The sequence below is a fragment of the Streptomyces vastus genome (assembly GCF_039532825.1).
GTDB classification, from domain to species: domain Bacteria; phylum Actinomycetota; class Actinomycetes; order Streptomycetales; family Streptomycetaceae; genus Streptomyces; species Streptomyces vastus.
In genome coordinates this window covers 102,098-116,777 of the sequence record NZ_BAAASJ010000027.1, presented here as the reverse complement: position 1 = coordinate 116,777, position 14,680 = coordinate 102,098, and the positions used below count along the sequence as shown (strand labels likewise).

The following is a 14,680-nucleotide window of genomic DNA, read 5'->3' as shown; positions in this document are numbered from 1 at the left end:
GAGGTGGGCGACGGACGCACAGGCGCCGCGGACCGGGGGCCACTGCCGCCGTGCTACCGCCGCCATCGGCCGCAGTCGGCAGTCGGTTGCGGATTCGAGGGGACGACAAGGCCGAGTGCGTCGACGGCACGGACGGGGCAACCGCCCGGTGAGACCCTCGCGCACCCGCTGCAGGGGCACCTCAGGCGCGGCCCCGTCCGCGGGACGGCGGCAGGAGTGCGGAGGCGTGCGGAGGCCGGGATACGAGCCGCTGATGTACCGAGACCGGTGGGACGGGTGGGCAGGCTGGTCCACCTGCCCACCGGGCGGCACAGCTCGGCCTCCTCGTATCGGTGGCACTGCCGGTGCCAGATGAGGATTCCGGCGAGCCAGTGCTTGAGCTCCTGTGCGTACCCGGTGAGCGTGGCCCGTGTGTCGGAGTCGAGATCCAGCTGGTCGAACATCTCCGGCAGCTCGGTGGACACCACGCGTTCGAACTCCCGCATCCGTGAGGTCATCAGATCGGCGACGATGCCGAGCGCTTCGGTGAGGCCGCAGTCGAAGAAGTCCTGGACGACGAGGACGGCGTTGTGGATCTCACCCTCGAACTCGATCTCCTTCTGGTACGAGTACAGGTCGTTGATCAGGGCCGCGTAGTCCGCCGCCGAGTTCTGCATCGCCTGGACGGGACGGCTCCGGTACGCCTCCGGCGGTACCGTGCGCCGGAGGGACAGGCGGCACAGACTCATCGTGAGGTCCGCCCCGAAGGTCTTGCGCCGCATCTCGATGTAGTCGACCGGGTCGGGGATGCGGTTCTCCGCCGCGTTGCACAGTTCCCACACCCAGCTGCCGGTCATGTCCTCGATGGTGCCGCGGAACGCGCGTCGTGCGGCGGTCGTCATCGGGCCGACCGTACGGGACCACAGGTCCGCGAGCCCGCGTTCCAGCGCGTTCGCCGGGGTGGGGACCGCCGTGGAGTCCACCGGCATGAACGCGGACAGCCGCTCGTTGCACAGCCTGGCGCCGGTGATGTCGGACCGGGGTCCGAACACGGCGGGGTAGACGGCCGCGCCCGCCGCCCCGGGACGAGGAACGCGTGCGCAGGGCCGCCGCGGCCAGTACCGCCGGAGCCAGGAGCAGCAGGGCCAGGGTCATCAACGAGATCCCGTCGCGTGTCGCTCTGCGCGGCGGGGCCTGGTACGTCCGGTGCGTGACGGGCTGCGGGGTCGGCGCCGCCCGCTCCGGCTGCTTCGGCTTCTGGCTCGGCGTACCGGCCGCCTTCGAGGGGTGCGGCCGGGCCGGCACGGGAAGCGCGGCCTGCGGAGCTGTGACCCTCGGTGGGGAGGGCGTGGGGGTCGGGGAGGTAGGGGTGGGGGACGGGGCGCTCGGAGGCGAGGGCTCAGGACGCGGAGTAGGTGGGGGCGGTGCGGGCGGCGTGGCGGGCGGCCTCTCGCACGGTCGCTTCCACACGAGGCTCAACTGCAGCTGGGGCGCCGTGCGCGCTGTCACGGCCACGTACGAGTGTGGGCAGGCGTCACATCCCACGGTCACCAGGGAGTGGCTGCCCTCGGTGTCAACCATCGAACGGCATCCAGGCGCGGGCCACGCCGTCACTTCGACACGTACACCGTGGGGCGGCGAGCTGTCCGTATCGGCCGTCTCCGCCCGCACCGCACCGCTCGTGAATGCAACCGAGCCCAGCACGACAACGGCGGCCACGCTCACTCGCGTCAGTCCCCTGCGGGCCGACGTGATCCCCCACTCCGTCATGTCTTCAAGGCTGTGCAGGTAGACCTGCGGGCAATCGGGATACGTCGCGCTTCCGCCGGACGAGGCATGCCACGACCTGGTGTTCGAAGAGACAGGAGTCCGGGGATCCCGCAGGAGGCCCGGCCGGCCTCCGCCGACCCGCAGTAGCCGGCTGTCCGCCGGCACGATCAACTCCGCGGTGGCGTCCGCCCGCACGCCCCCGTGACAGCCGCCCCGTTCTCCTCTTCCGCCGCCTCCCACGGTCCCCCTCTGGGAGGGGCCGTGGTGCAGGGGAGGGGCCAGGGCGCGAGCTCGGTGGGCACTGGTGGAGGCGGGCCCGGCGCGGGGCGGTGTTCGGCGGCGTGGGTAGGTTTGGTGGCCACCGACCCAGGAGATGCCCCGTGCCCGGCCGTCCCAGCGTTTTGTTCGTGACTGATCTCGCCTACCAGGCCCGGGGGCGGCGCTACTGCGACGAGGACATCTTCCTGTCTTCGCGGCTGCGGAACGACTTCGACATCGCTTTGTGCCACCCGCTGGATGCCGCCGCTCTCATGGACACCTTCGACGGGGTCGTGGTCCGCAACAGCGGCCCCGTGCTGCACTACCAAAAGGAGTACGACGCCTTCCGGAACCGGGCCGCAGAGCGCGGCACCCGGGTCTGCAACCCGCTGTCCGGCCGGGCCGACATGGCTGGCAAACAGTACCTGCTGGACCTGACGGCAGCCGGATACCCGGTCATCCCCACCATCGACCGGCCCCAGAACCTCGGCGCGCTGCCCGAGACCGACCAGTACGTGGTCAAGCCCATGGCAGGGGCGGACTCCATCGGCCTCAACTTCGTCTCCCGGGACCAGCTGGAAGGCCTCACCTACGGCCACATTCTGGTCCAGCCCCGCATCGACTTCCGCTATGAGGTGTCGTTCTACTACGTCGACGACGCCTTCCAGTACGCCCTCCACGCCCCCGAACCCGAACGTCGTTGGGTCCTTGAGCCCTACCAGCCCACGGAAGCCGACCTCGGTTTCGCCCGCTGCTTCATCGACTGGAACACCCTAGGTCACGGTATCCAGCGCGTGGACGCCTGCCGTACCCAGGAGGGCGACCTTCTCCTGGTCGAGCTGGAAGATCTCAACCCCTACCTGTCCCTTGACCATGTCGACGACCCGACCCGTGACACCTTCGTCGCCAGCATGACCACCTCCCTCCACCAGTTCCTGGGCATCTCACCCCGCACCTGACCGGCACACCCCCGATCACCTCAACTGACGCCGGCAAGTGTGCAGGCAGTGATGGCCCCGGCGTACAGGTCGACCTTCGACTGCGAGTGACAGAGGCCGACGCGCCCACGGGCTCGGGATGGCCTTTACCGACGTGGGGTTCGCCGATTTCTCCATCGACTGACTCGCCCCGGCCCCCCGTTAGCGGGCGCGGTCATGCATGCAGGGCCAGGGTGGCCGCGGCGTCGTCGTATCCGCCGGGGCGGGCGGTGGCGAGCTGCTGGGAAGAGGCGCCGGCGAAGAGCGCGGCGGCGAGGCCGGCGGCCAAGCGCGGGGGCGTCGGTCGCGGGCCGGAGGGCGGGTACCTGCTCGGCGACCGCGATCGTCAGGCTCAGCACGCCGGCGTCGTAGGGGCTACTCGTTCCTCGGCAGCCGCTTCACGTTGAGTGAGACGGTTATCTCACCTGGTCGGTGCCCCAGTGCCGGCCTTCCATCTGGTCCTGCGGGGCGCTGTGTCACGCCGGGCGGATGTTCTCCGCCTGCGGGCCCTTCTGGCCCTGCACGACGTCGAACTCAACTTTCTGCCCCTCCTGCAGCTCGCGGAAGCCCTGAGCGGCAATGTTGGAGTAGTGGGCGAAGACGTCGGGTCCGCCGCCCTCCTGCTCGATGAAGCCGAAACCCTTTTCGCTGTTGAACCACTTCACTGTGCCCTTGGCCATGGCCTGCTCCTTCGAGGAACCCCGGGCTCGCACTCTGCAGACCCGGGATGTGACTGCCCTGATCCGGAGAGGCGCTGAACAGCAAGAACGCCCATGATCGTGATCACGGGCGAACTGGACTTCGGAACCACGACAGCTGAATACCGACGCTACACCGCGCGGTCGGCAGCCGCTATCGGCGCGGCCGCGGATCGTCGCGCTTTCCCCGGCTGTCGCGTGGGAAACGGCGGGCCCGCCGGTGACGGGCCGGACGCTCCCCTGCGCACGTCATCCCATGACATCAGTGGTGGCAGGCAAGGTGGCGGGCATGACCACACCAGTCGCAGTGATCGTGGATGCCTGCGCCGGACCCGCCGACGGTGCCTTCCGGCGCGTCAGGGCTTGCGGCCGATGAAAGCAAGCAAGCGAGTCTGGACGTCGGCTGTCTCAGGCATTTCGACTCGCGGGCCGTACTGCCCGCTCGCACGGAGAACGTCGTCGAGCGGCATCATCCCGTCGAGCAACTGGGCGCATTTGACGGGATCGAGTTGTTCGTCCTGGCCGGTGGCCCGTGCCAGGTCCCAGGTGTGCATGAAGACATCTGCGGTGTAGAACCGGTCGACCGCCTGGTCCAGTGGGATCTCACCGATGTGCGGATTAGACAGCAACTTGTGTGCGGTGGCCGGATCGTCGAGGAGGGCCTGAACTCCGTCGCGGTGCATCGCCCAGGCGGCCACCGGGTCGTCGTCCACTGAGGGCCCTTTCGGCAGTTCGACTCCGGCGCCGGCTTCGAGGAAGGCGGGGAACCACTCGACGAGGTGGCGGACGACGTCCCGGGCGGCCCACCCCTCGCACGGCGCCGGGTTGTCCCATGCCTCTGGATCCGTGCCGCGTACGCGGTCGGTGAATGCGCGAGCCACGGTGCGGTGCTCATCGGCTGATGTTCTCGCTGCCATGATCAAGATCCTGTCTCGGTGTGCCGGTCGACGTGCCGGCCGACGCTGTTGCTCTGTTGGCTGCCGAGCAGCTCGTCAAGCCGCTCGTGGCCTTCGCGGACGCCGTGGTCCATGCCGCTCTTGAGCATCGAATCGCGGGCTTCTATGGAGTCCATGAGCGACTTGCCGGTGACCCGGGTGCGGCCACCAAGGTCCTCGAAGACGGCCGTCTCCAGGCTGACGCCGTCCGGATAGCCCTCGTAGGTGAAGGTCTGCACGATGCGCTCGTCGGGGCGCACCTCGTGGAACACACCGTGGAAGCCGTACTCGGTTCCGTCGTCGTCGCGATGCACATAGCGATAGGAGCCGCCGCTGCGCGCGTCGTACTGGTCGATCCGCATCGTGAGCCGGCGTGGGCCGAGCCACTGGACGACCAGATCGGGGTCGGTGTACGCCCGGAACACGTGCTCCGGCGGAGCGTCGAACTCCCGGGTGATCACGATTGTGGGCAGATGCGGGTCGGCGACGATCCGTCTCGTTGCGGTGGTGCGTGTCCGTGGTGCTCATGATGCCGCCTCTTTCCCCTGGGTGTCCGTCACCGGCTGCTCGCCCATCTGTCCAAGGAGGGCATCGAGTCGGAGAAGACGGTCCTCCGCCTCGCGCCGATATCGCTCGATCCACTTCGTCATCAGGTCGAAGACCTCTGCCTCGAGGTGGCAGGGCCGCCGCTGGGCGTCTCTGCTGCGACTGACCAGACCAGCGTCCTGAAGGACCTTGATGTGCTTGGACACGGCCTGCACCGTGACCTCGTGCGGCTCGGCCAGTTCGTTGACCGTGGCGTCCCCGGCGGCGAGCCGGGCCACGATGTCGCGCCGAGTGGGGTCGGCCAGTGCAGAGAACACCAGAGACAGTCGGTCGTCAGCCACTTCGCACCCGGTTCGGTGCCCTGATCATGGCGGCCTCCAGCCGCTGCCGCGCTCACACACCCGCCGTCACCTCGGCTGGTATCCGCACCACACCGACATGCTGACCATGGTCGGAGAACCTCGCTTGAGAGAGGAGGCTTCCGCCCGCCCGTAACTGTCGCCCCCGCGAGGGCTGGGTACACATCGCTCCACTGCACCAACACGGCAGCCTCCTGGCCTGGGACAGGGCCGCCCGCCCCACAAGGTGTGGGCGTTGATCGCCAGCAGGCACCGATACCGCTGCGGGTTACGCGGCGTGCTGCACCTGGGGGGGATCGTCGTCGCCACTGCACGTCACGCAGTGTCTGCAGGACGATCGTCAGCCGGCGTCGTCGAGGACCTCGCGCAGCTTGCGTGCGAAGGCCTCGGGCTGCCCGGGGTAGCCGAACTCGCCGTCGAGGAAGCCGCCGTGGTGGCTCGGGAACACCGTTGCCTGCTGACCGAGCAGCTCGGCCGTGGCCTCCGAGGTGCGTCCGGTGAAGGTGTCCCGCGACTCCTCGCCCACTGCGATCACGATCCGCGTCGGCGCCGCAGTGAGCGCGTCGACGTCCGGCTGGTAGCTGCTGACCGCCCAGGACCGGTCGGACAGCAGCGGATCGTCACGAGAGCCGTCATCCTCGGCCGGCATCCCGAAGGCGGCGGGATCCGGCACGGGCTGGGCGAAGTAGTCGTCGGTGAACTCGCCCTGCCACGACGTCATCACGATGAAGGCCGCCATGCCGGCACCCCAGCCCTTCTCCTGGTACGCATCCCGCATGCCGGCCCGGGCGCGCTCGGCAGCCTTGGCGTCGGGGAGCACCGCAATGAGCGGCGGCTCGTGCGCCACCAGGGTGGTCACGTCCTCGGGGTACGCCGCCACGAGGGCGAGCGCGGTCACCGCACCGCCGCTGCTCGCGAACATCTCGACCGGACCCGCGCCGAGCGCCTTGATGACGGCGTGCACGTCGGCAGCCTGGATCTGGGGTGCGTGGTCGACGCGGCCGTCCTTGCGGGTACTACGACCAAGGCCACGCGGGTCGTAGGTGATCACGGTGCGCTCGGGGAAGTGCGACGCCAACGCGCCGAAGCCGCTGGCGTCCATGGGCTGACCGATCATGATCAGCGGTGGGCGTCCGTCGGCGGTCGGCAGCGGACCGTGGACGTCGTAGGCGAGGTCAGCCCCGGGAGTCTCGAGCATCTGTGTAGTCATAACCGTGTAGACCCCGTCCCCATCGAGAACTCATCGGTCGCTGTGCCCGCAGTGCCCCGACATCTGTCACCGGTTCGCAGTCTGGCCTCGGGGCAGCTTGGCGGCCTGCGCGAACAGGCCCTTGCTCGGCACGCTCGGCCTCCAGTGGTCGGCCACCGGGCTGATCCGGCGACGGAGCGCAGCAGTTGCCACTGCTCCTGGAGGGCCGTTGCGTCTGCCCGTCTGTCAATGTCGGTGGAGACGCACACGCCGGCCAACCCCGCAGAGGCAGCCGAAGCAGGCGAATCCGTGCGCCTGGCATTCATCTGTATGTGGCTGCGGGCAGGCAGGACAGTATCCCCGGGCCTCACCTACAGCCCATGGGGACGATCGTCCGGCTGAAGCCCCATGGAGCCCTCCGCCGAGAGGCAACCGCCCTCCGCACGCCACCACCTCACTGCCCCGGCTGGTCTCCCCCGTCCCGCCGGGGCTTTCGGCGGCGCGACGACCATGGCAAGGTCAGCGTGATCGTGAATATGCCGTGGGTGAGGGGAAGTTCGTGGACACGCAGGTATGGGACGCACTGGTCGCATCGATGAAGAACGCGTACACCGCGGGCCTGGGCGAGGGAGCGGTGCCCCGCCCGGTCATCATGCCTCTGGTGCGCGGCGAACTGGTCGGCCTGGTCTGGGTGCGCCCCTTCAAGGCCGGCGAGGACGCACTCACCGGCATTGCCGCGCTCTCGAACATTGCCGCGGCGGCCGGGGCCGACGAAGTCGTCCTTGCCTGGGAGAGCCACGACGTTGCCACCGCCTGCCGGCTGCCCCTCGTCGGGCCGGCGCCGTGCCTGAACATGGTGCACGCCACGAAGGACGGCCACGTCCTCCACCAACTGCCCTACACCGAGCCGTCCGTGGCCCAAGCCCCCGAGGGCCCGGCCCTGGTAGGACCCCACTGGCTTCCTGCCCTCGAGCCCCAGCGAGGCGGCGAGCTGGTCCCGCCGATCCAGGCCGCCGTCAACTACTCCTTCACACCGCTCGAGCTGGACCACCCCTCCCCCTTTGGTGTCACGGTCCTCCTGATGGAAGAAGACGGCTACAGCGTGCGCCTGACCGAGACATTCGCCCGCTGACCCGGCGCAGGCGGCGGACATCCGACGCCCGCCAGGCCCTGAGAATGAGACCCGGAGCCGGATCCGGGCAGCACCCAACGCCAGACGCGGAAGCGCCGCCGACCGGCGAGCCCCGGCCACACCCGACCACACACCGCACACGCGCCTCCGGAGAATCTGTGCAGGAGTGCCACATGGGCTGCACACAGCCTTTCGGCAGCCCCGTTAGCGTTGCTGGCTGCTCGATCTCACGTGCGGCCGTTCCCGGGCCGCAGCCCGGCGGGTCGACGGGACGTCAACTCAGGAAGACCGCACATGGACTATTGCTCCTCGTGTCACCGGCATCTCAACGGCGCCCTCGTGTGCCCGGGGTGCGGCGCGTACGCCCCGGACATCGCTCCCCCGGCGGTCGAGGGTCGCGCCCTGCCGACGACGACCGAAACGGCGGTGACCGCAACGTCGCAATGGTTCACGGCCTCCCGGACGCGGCACGGCAGCGATCTTCGTGGCGAGGCAGCGGGCGGCGACGGCACGGATGAGGTCCCGCACACCGGGTCTTCCGACGGCCTGGGAGCAGCGCCGCAGGGGCGGGCGGCGCGGCGTCGCCAGCTGGCACGATGGAAGAAGAACAAGCGCCGGGCCGTGGTCGCGACCGCTGTCGCACTCGTCGGGGGCGGCCTGACCGTCGCCGCGCTGGACCGGCCCTCGACCGACCGGGCCGAGGCGGCAACGGCGCCGGACGACACGAACAAGGACGACGCATACAAGGGTGTCCCGGAGGAACCGCCGGCACTGCCCACGCTTCCGGCACCGACCCAGCCCGATACCAGCCGGTCTTCGCGCACTCCCCCCGTACGACCGCCTGCGGCCGATCTGCCGCGTGAGAAGTCCCCCGCCCCCGCGCGCCGCACGACGCGGACGGTCACCCGGCCCGACGCCGCAGCCCCTGCGCAACCGACTCCGGCGGCGCCGGCGACGTCGGGGCCGCAGTCGCAGACCGACTCACCGAACTCTCCCGAGACGGACCAGGGCGGCACCGGAAGGGCAGCGGAGCAGCCGCCCCCGGCCGCCGACGGCTCGGACTCGGGAACGTCCTCCGGGGCCACCCAGCCCAGCCCCTCCCCGAGCGCGACGTCCCCATCGGAGATCTGCCTGCTCGTGGTGTGCATTGGCTGAGTACGCGGCACCCCGCTCCCCTGCGTCCTCAGAGCACTCATGGCCCAGCCTCAAGCCGGCGTGGCCTCGGCAGCGGGACCGAGGCCACGGCTGTCGCAACGCGTGACGCCCTCGCCTCCTGGCATCGAGGAGTGTAGACATGGGCACATGCTCCGCCACTCGGGTCGATCCCGGCCCCAGTCGACCTCCTCTGCCATCGGTCTGCGCGCACGGCTTGGGCGTGCCGGTGCTCGCCGGGCGCACGAGCAGCGGGCACGACAGGTCTCGCACGGGTCTGCCGCAGAGCAAGAACCGCCCGCGGACGGGCCCCGGCGCAAGCCGGCCGACAGATTCCGGTCGGCGTTGAGCGGGCGAAGCGTCGCCGGGCAGGTCTTCGTGCTGCAGGTCGTGATCGTGCTGATGCTGGTCGTGGCCGCGGTGGTGGCGCTGGTGCTGCAGGTGCGGCACGACAGCACAGAGGAGGCCCGCAACCGTTCACTCGCCGTCGCCGAGACGTTCGCCAATTCCCCGGGCCTGCGCGAGGCATTGCGTGGTTCCGACCCCACGGCTGTGCTGCAGCCGCGTGCCGAAGCCGCACGCGTGCGGTCGAAGGTGGACTTCGTCGTTGTGATGAACGTCGACGGGACCCGCTATACGCACCCCAAGCCGGACAGGATCGGCAAGAAGTTCGTCGGGACCATGGAACCCGCGCTGGCCGGCCGTTCCATCACCGAGGAGATCGAGGGAACCATCGGGCCGCTGGTTCAGGCCGTGGTTCCGGTCAAGGCTCCCGACGGATCGGTCGTGGGCCTGGTGTCGGCCGGTATCACGACCGCCAATGTGGGTGGCGTCGCGGAGAGGCAGCTGCCGATCCTCCTCACGGCCGCGGCTGCGGCACTCGGCCTGTCCACGGCGGGGACAGCGCTGGTGAGCAGACGACTGCTGCGCCAGACGCGTGGTCTGGGTCCGTACGAGATGACCCGGATGTACGAGCACCACGACGCCGTGCTGCACGCCGTCCGGGAGGGAGTGATCATCGTCAGCGGTTCGGGGCGGCTGCTGCTGGCCAATGACGAGGCCCGGCATCTGCTCGGCCTGCCCGCCGACGCCGAGGGCCGGCAGATTCTCGAACTCGGTCTTGACGCGGACACCGCCGGGCTCCTGGCCTCGGGACGCGTCGCCACGGACGAGGTACACCCGGTCGGAGACCGGCTGCTGGCGATCAACCAGCGGCCCACGGACCGCCAAGGAGGCCCGCCCGGCAGCGTCGCGACGCTCCGCGACACGACTGATCTGCGCGCCTTGTCCGGACGGGCCGAGATGGCACGTGAACGCCTCAAGCTGCTGTACGACGCCGGGGTGGGCATAGGCACGGACCTGGACGTCGCACGCACCGCGGAAGAGCTCGCGGAGGTGGCCGTCCCGCGGTTCGCGGACTTCGTCACCGTGGATCTGGCCGACGCCGTGCTGAACGGGGAGGATCCGAACAAGGTCACCGATCTGCGCCGCACGGCGTTCAGCGGAATCCGTAAGGACGCCCCTCTGTACCCGGTGGGCGAGCGCATCAGATTCGTCGCTTCCTCACCCCAGGCCCGTAGCCTCGACACCGGCCAGGCTGTCGTCGAGCCGAACCTCAAGGACGCCCCCGGGTGGCAGGCCCAGGATCTGGAACGCACCGAACAGGTCGTCGCGTACGGAATCCACTCGCTGATCAGCGTCCCCCTGCGGGTGGGAGGCCTGGTGCTGGGTGTGGCCAACTTCTGGCGCTCTCAGAAGCCGGAGCCCTTCGACACGGAGGAGGTGGCCCTGGCGGAGGAACTGGTCGCCCGGGCCGCGGTCTCCATCGACAACGCGCGCCGCTACACCCGCGAGCACACGATGGCCGAGACGCTGCAACGCAGCCTGCTGCCGCGCAACCTGCCCGAGCAGAATGCACTGGATGTCGCCTACCGCTATCTGCCCGCGCAGGCGGGGGTGGGCGGGGACTGGTTCGATGTGCTGCCGCTGCCCGGCGCCCGGGTCGCCCTTGTCGTGGGCGATGTCGTCGGCCACGGCCTGCACGCCGCGGCCACGATGGGCCGGCTGCGTACCGCGGTGCACAACTTCTCCGCCCTGGATCTGCCGCCCCATGAACTCCTCGGCCTCCTCGACGAGTTGGTCGGCCGCATCGATCAGGACGAAGCGGAGGACAGGGGTGCCGCGATCACCGGCGCCACCTGTCTGTACGCGATCTACGATCCGGTCTCCCGGCAGTGCAGTGTCGCGCGCGCAGGCCACCCGCAGCCCGCGCTGATCCGGCCCGACGGCAGCGTCGACTTCCCCGAGGTTCCGGCGGGTCTCCCGCTCGGCGTCGGGGGTCTCCCGTTCGAGACGGCCGATCTCGAGCTGGCCGAGGGCAGCCGTCTCGTGCTCTACACCGACGGGCTTGTCGAGGACCGGGAACGGGACATCGACGTGGGGCTCGAGTTGCTGCGCACCGCGCTGGCCGGGGCCGACAGGTCGCCGGAGGACACCTGCCGGGTCGTACTCGACGCGATGCTTCCCGCCCGGCAGAGCGACGACATCGCCTTGCTCGTGGCCCGTACCAGTGCGCTGTCGGCGGACCGGATCGCCGACTGGCAGGTGCCCTCCGATCCGGCGGCCGTCGCCGACGTACGCGAATCGGTCACCCGGCAGCTGGCTCAGTGGGGGCTGGACGACCTGGCGTTCGCGACGGAGCTGATACTGAGCGAACTGGTCACCAACGCGATCCGTTACAGCAGCGGCCCCATCCGTGTCCGGATGCTGCGCGACCGGAGCCTGATCTGCGAGGTCTTCGACAGCAGCAGCACTTCACCGCATCTGCGTTATGCGGCCACCACCGACGAGGGCGGGCGCGGCCTGTTCCTCGTCGCGCAGCTCGCCGAACGCTGGGGCACCCGCTACACCCCCACTGGCAAGATCATCTGGGCGGAACAGCCGCTGCCCTGAGAGCCGGGAGGTGGGCGCAGAGCCTCCGGGGCCGGTTGTTCGCCCCGTGAACGGGATCAACTTCAGTGCAAGAACCCGCTGTTGGTCCCGGACATGGCCGTCCACCCTTTCGGGTGGGACCTTCGAGCTGTCAGACTCCGGACGTGCCCGACTTCGACATGCTCGTCATCGGATCCGGCCCGGGCGGCCAGAAGGCCGCCATCGCCGCGGCCAAGCTCGGCCGCCGGGTCGCCGTCATCGACCGCCCCGACATGGTCGGCGGGGTCTCCATCCACACCGGGACCATCCCCTCCAAGACCCTGCGCGAGGCGGTCCTGTATCTGACCGGCCTCACCCAGCGTGATCTGTACGGCCAGAGCTACCGTCTCAAGGAGGACATCACCGTCGCCGACCTGACCGCACGGACCCAGCACGTGGTGGGCCGCGAGGTCGACGTCATCCGCAGCCAGCTGTCGCGCAACCACGTCTCCCTGTTCGCCGGCACCGGCCGCTTCGTCGACGACCACACCGTCGCGCTGCGCGAAGTGACGGGCCACGAGCGGCTGTTGAGCGCCGGGCACATCATCATCGCCACCGGCACCCGCCCTGCCCGGCCCGCCAGCGTCGAGTTCGACGACCGGACGATCATCGATTCGGACAAGGTCCTCAATCTGGAGCGGGTGCCGCGGTCCATGGTCATCGTCGGCGCCGGCGTGATCGGCATGGAGTACGCCTCCATGTTCGCCGCTCTCGGCAGCAAGGTCACCGTGGTCGAACAGCGGCCTGGGATGCTCGACTTCTGCGACATCGAGGTGATCGAGTCGCTGAAGTACCACCTGCGGGACCTGGCCGTCACCTTCCGGTTCGGGGAGACTGTCGCCGCGGTCGAACGTCATCCGCGGGGCACTCTCACCATTCTGGAGAGCGGCAAGAAGATACCTGCGGACGCCGTGATGTACTCCGCGGGCCGCCAGGGCCTCACCGACGACCTCGAACTCGACAAGGCCGGTCTGTCCGCCGACCGACGCGGCCGGATCAAGGTCGACGAGCACTACCGCACCGAGGTGCCGCACATCTACGCCGTCGGCGACGTCATCGGCTTCCCGGCGCTGGCCGCGACCTCGATGGAGCAGGGGCGTACAGCGGCGTACCACGCCTGCGGCGAGCCGGTGAACCAGATGGACGGCCTTCAGCCGATCGGCATCTACACCATCCCGGAGATCAGCTTCATCGGACGGACCGAGGACCAGCTCACCGAGGAGTCCGTACCGTACGAGGTCGGCATCTCCCGCTATCGCGAGCTGGCCCGGGGGCAGATCATCGGCGACTCGCACGGCATGCTGAAGCTGCTGGTCTCGCCGGACGACCGCCGGCTCCTCGGCGTGCACTGCTTCGGCACCGGGGCCACCGAGCTGATCCACATCGGGCAGTCGGTGATGGGCTGCGGCGGCACGGTCGACTACCTGGTCGACGCGGTGTTCAACTACCCCACGCTCGCGGAGTCCTACAAAGTCGCAGCCCTGGATGCGACGAACAAGATCCGGCAGATCGACCGGCTCAGGGATTGATACCGGCCAGCTCAAGGATGGATGAGGAGGACCTCGCGTCGATGACGGCAGCCGATTCGAGCCATTTACGTTGCTGGGGTGCCCCGCGACCGCCTCCGGCGCCCGTGCCGCCGGGCCGGTCGGCTGGGCCTCCGTCAACGGCGGCACCACCGGGGCAACCGGAGCCGGGCCGGAATCGGTGTGGACGGTGTCGACGCGTGCGGAGCTGAAGGAGCCGGCCTCGTGGCCGCACCCCTTGGCGACGTGCGACTTCACGGCTTCACGACATCACGGCTCAACGGCTTCACGGCTTCACGGCTTCACGGCTTTCGAGCGACGCCACCCACAGCGATCACTTCGCCTTCAGAGCCGGTCGTTGTGGGGTCGGGGCGCCAGTCGGTGATGGGTACGACGCCGGGCTCCAGCAGTTCCAGGCCGTCGAAAAAGCCCGCGAGCTGCTGCGGGCTGCGCAGGTGGTACGGGGCCGCGCCGCTCTCGTTGTAGAGGCGGGTGGCTTCGGCGTTGGCCTGGTTGGTGTCCACGCTGTCGTTGAACGCGAGGTAGCTGCCGGACGGCAGCGCCCCCATGAGCGTGCTGACGATGGACCGCGCTTCGTCGTAGTCGGCGATATGCCCGCTGACCTGCATCAGTGTGAGTGCCACCGGCTGAGTGAGGTCGAGGGTACGGGCCGCTTCGCGCAGCACGGTGCCGGGGTCGTGCAGGTCCGCGTCGATGTAGTCGGTCACTCCCCCACGGGTGCTGGTCAGCAGTGCCTGGGCATGGGCCAGGACCAGGGGGTCGTTGTCGACGTAGACGATGCGGGCGTCGGGGGCCACCCGCTGGGCGATCTCGTGGGTGTTGTCCGCCGTGGGCAGGCCCGTGCCGATGTCGAGGAACTGGCGGATCCCGGCCTCACCGGCCAGGTGGCGCACGGCGCGGCCGAGGAAGGCCCGTGAGTCGCGGGCGAGGTCGGTGATGCCGGGGAAGACCTCGCGGAAGGCGTCGCCTGCTTCCTCGTCGACGGGGTAGTTGTCCTTGCCGCCGAGCCAGTAGTTCCAGATCCGGGCCGAGTGCGGCACTGCCGAGTCGATCTTCGCTGATGCCGCGGTGTCGGGGGCGGGCGAGTCCTGCGTCACCGGACAGCCTCCTTCTGTGAAACCATCGTTGGCCTTGGGCATCCAACGTAGAGTCAACTGCCCTCGTTCCA

12 protein-coding genes are annotated in these 14,680 nt (G+C 69.6%); 5 read left to right on the top strand and 7 right to left on the bottom strand.

Annotated elements, in window-relative coordinates:
* Positions 1-53: 53 nt before the first annotated feature.
* Positions 54-1,031 (bottom strand): terpene synthase family protein, encoded by a 978-nt coding sequence (locus ABD357_RS12945; protein ID WP_425584843.1) that lies wholly within the window; start codon positions 1,029-1,031, stop codon positions 54-56.
* 1,098 nt (positions 1,032-2,129) lie between these two features.
* Here ABD357_RS12945 and ABD357_RS12940 point away from each other — a divergent pair.
* Entirely contained in the window at positions 2,130-2,966 is an 837-nt protein-coding gene (locus ABD357_RS12940) for an ATP-grasp domain-containing protein (RefSeq protein WP_344389897.1), read from the top strand.
* 494 nt (positions 2,967-3,460) lie between these two features.
* On the opposite strand, the gene ABD357_RS12935 is transcribed toward ABD357_RS12940, so the two are convergent.
* From ABD357_RS12935 to ABD357_RS12915, 5 genes are all read right to left on the bottom strand, one after another.
* Entirely contained in the window at positions 3,461-3,664 is a 204-nt protein-coding gene (locus ABD357_RS12935; protein ID WP_033318262.1) for a cold-shock protein, read from the bottom strand.
* 374 nt (positions 3,665-4,038) lie between these two features.
* A complete protein-coding gene (locus tag ABD357_RS12930) occupies positions 4,039-4,599 on the bottom strand; it encodes a TIGR03086 family metal-binding protein (protein ID WP_344389896.1) in 561 nt (186 codons plus the stop codon).
* 2 nt (positions 4,600-4,601) lie between these two features.
* Complete coding sequence (locus ABD357_RS12925; RefSeq protein WP_344389895.1) at positions 4,602-5,078, bottom strand: SRPBCC family protein; 477 nt, start codon at positions 5,076-5,078, stop codon at positions 4,602-4,604.
* A 63-nt stretch (positions 5,079-5,141) separates the two neighbouring features.
* A complete protein-coding gene (locus tag ABD357_RS12920; protein ID WP_344389893.1) occupies positions 5,142-5,480 on the bottom strand; it encodes an ArsR/SmtB family transcription factor in 339 nt (112 codons plus the stop codon).
* 382 nt (positions 5,481-5,862) lie between these two features.
* Positions 5,863-6,732: an alpha/beta fold hydrolase gene (locus tag ABD357_RS12915; protein ID WP_344389892.1), complete on the bottom strand. Its 870-nt coding sequence runs from the start codon at positions 6,730-6,732 to the stop codon at positions 5,863-5,865.
* A gap of 538 nt (positions 6,733-7,270) precedes the next feature.
* Between ABD357_RS12915 and ABD357_RS12910 the strand changes: the two genes are divergently transcribed.
* The 4 genes from ABD357_RS12910 (at position 7,271) to sthA (ending at position 13,494) form a co-directional block, all read left to right on the top strand.
* On the top strand, positions 7,271-7,843 hold the full coding sequence (locus ABD357_RS12910; RefSeq protein ID WP_344389891.1) for a hypothetical protein: 573 nt from the start codon (positions 7,271-7,273) through the stop codon (positions 7,841-7,843).
* Positions 7,844-8,137: 294 nt separating this feature from the next.
* Positions 8,138-8,998, top strand: coding sequence for an SCO2400 family protein (locus ABD357_RS12905; protein ID WP_344389890.1), 861 nt, complete (start codon positions 8,138-8,140; stop codon positions 8,996-8,998).
* A 147-nt stretch (positions 8,999-9,145) separates the two neighbouring features.
* On the top strand, positions 9,146-11,947 hold the full coding sequence (locus ABD357_RS12900) for a SpoIIE family protein phosphatase (protein ID WP_425584841.1): 2,802 nt from the start codon (positions 9,146-9,148) through the stop codon (positions 11,945-11,947).
* Positions 11,948-12,090: 143 nt separating this feature from the next.
* Positions 12,091-13,494: a Si-specific NAD(P)(+) transhydrogenase gene (gene sthA / locus ABD357_RS12895; RefSeq protein ID WP_344389889.1), complete on the top strand. Its 1,404-nt coding sequence runs from the start codon at positions 12,091-12,093 to the stop codon at positions 13,492-13,494.
* Positions 13,495-13,793: 299 nt separating this feature from the next.
* Here sthA and ABD357_RS12890 read toward each other — a convergent pair whose 3' ends face one another.
* Positions 13,794-14,609: an SAM-dependent methyltransferase gene (locus ABD357_RS12890; RefSeq protein ID WP_344389888.1), complete on the bottom strand. Its 816-nt coding sequence runs from the start codon at positions 14,607-14,609 to the stop codon at positions 13,794-13,796.
* Positions 14,610-14,680 lie beyond the last annotated feature (71 nt).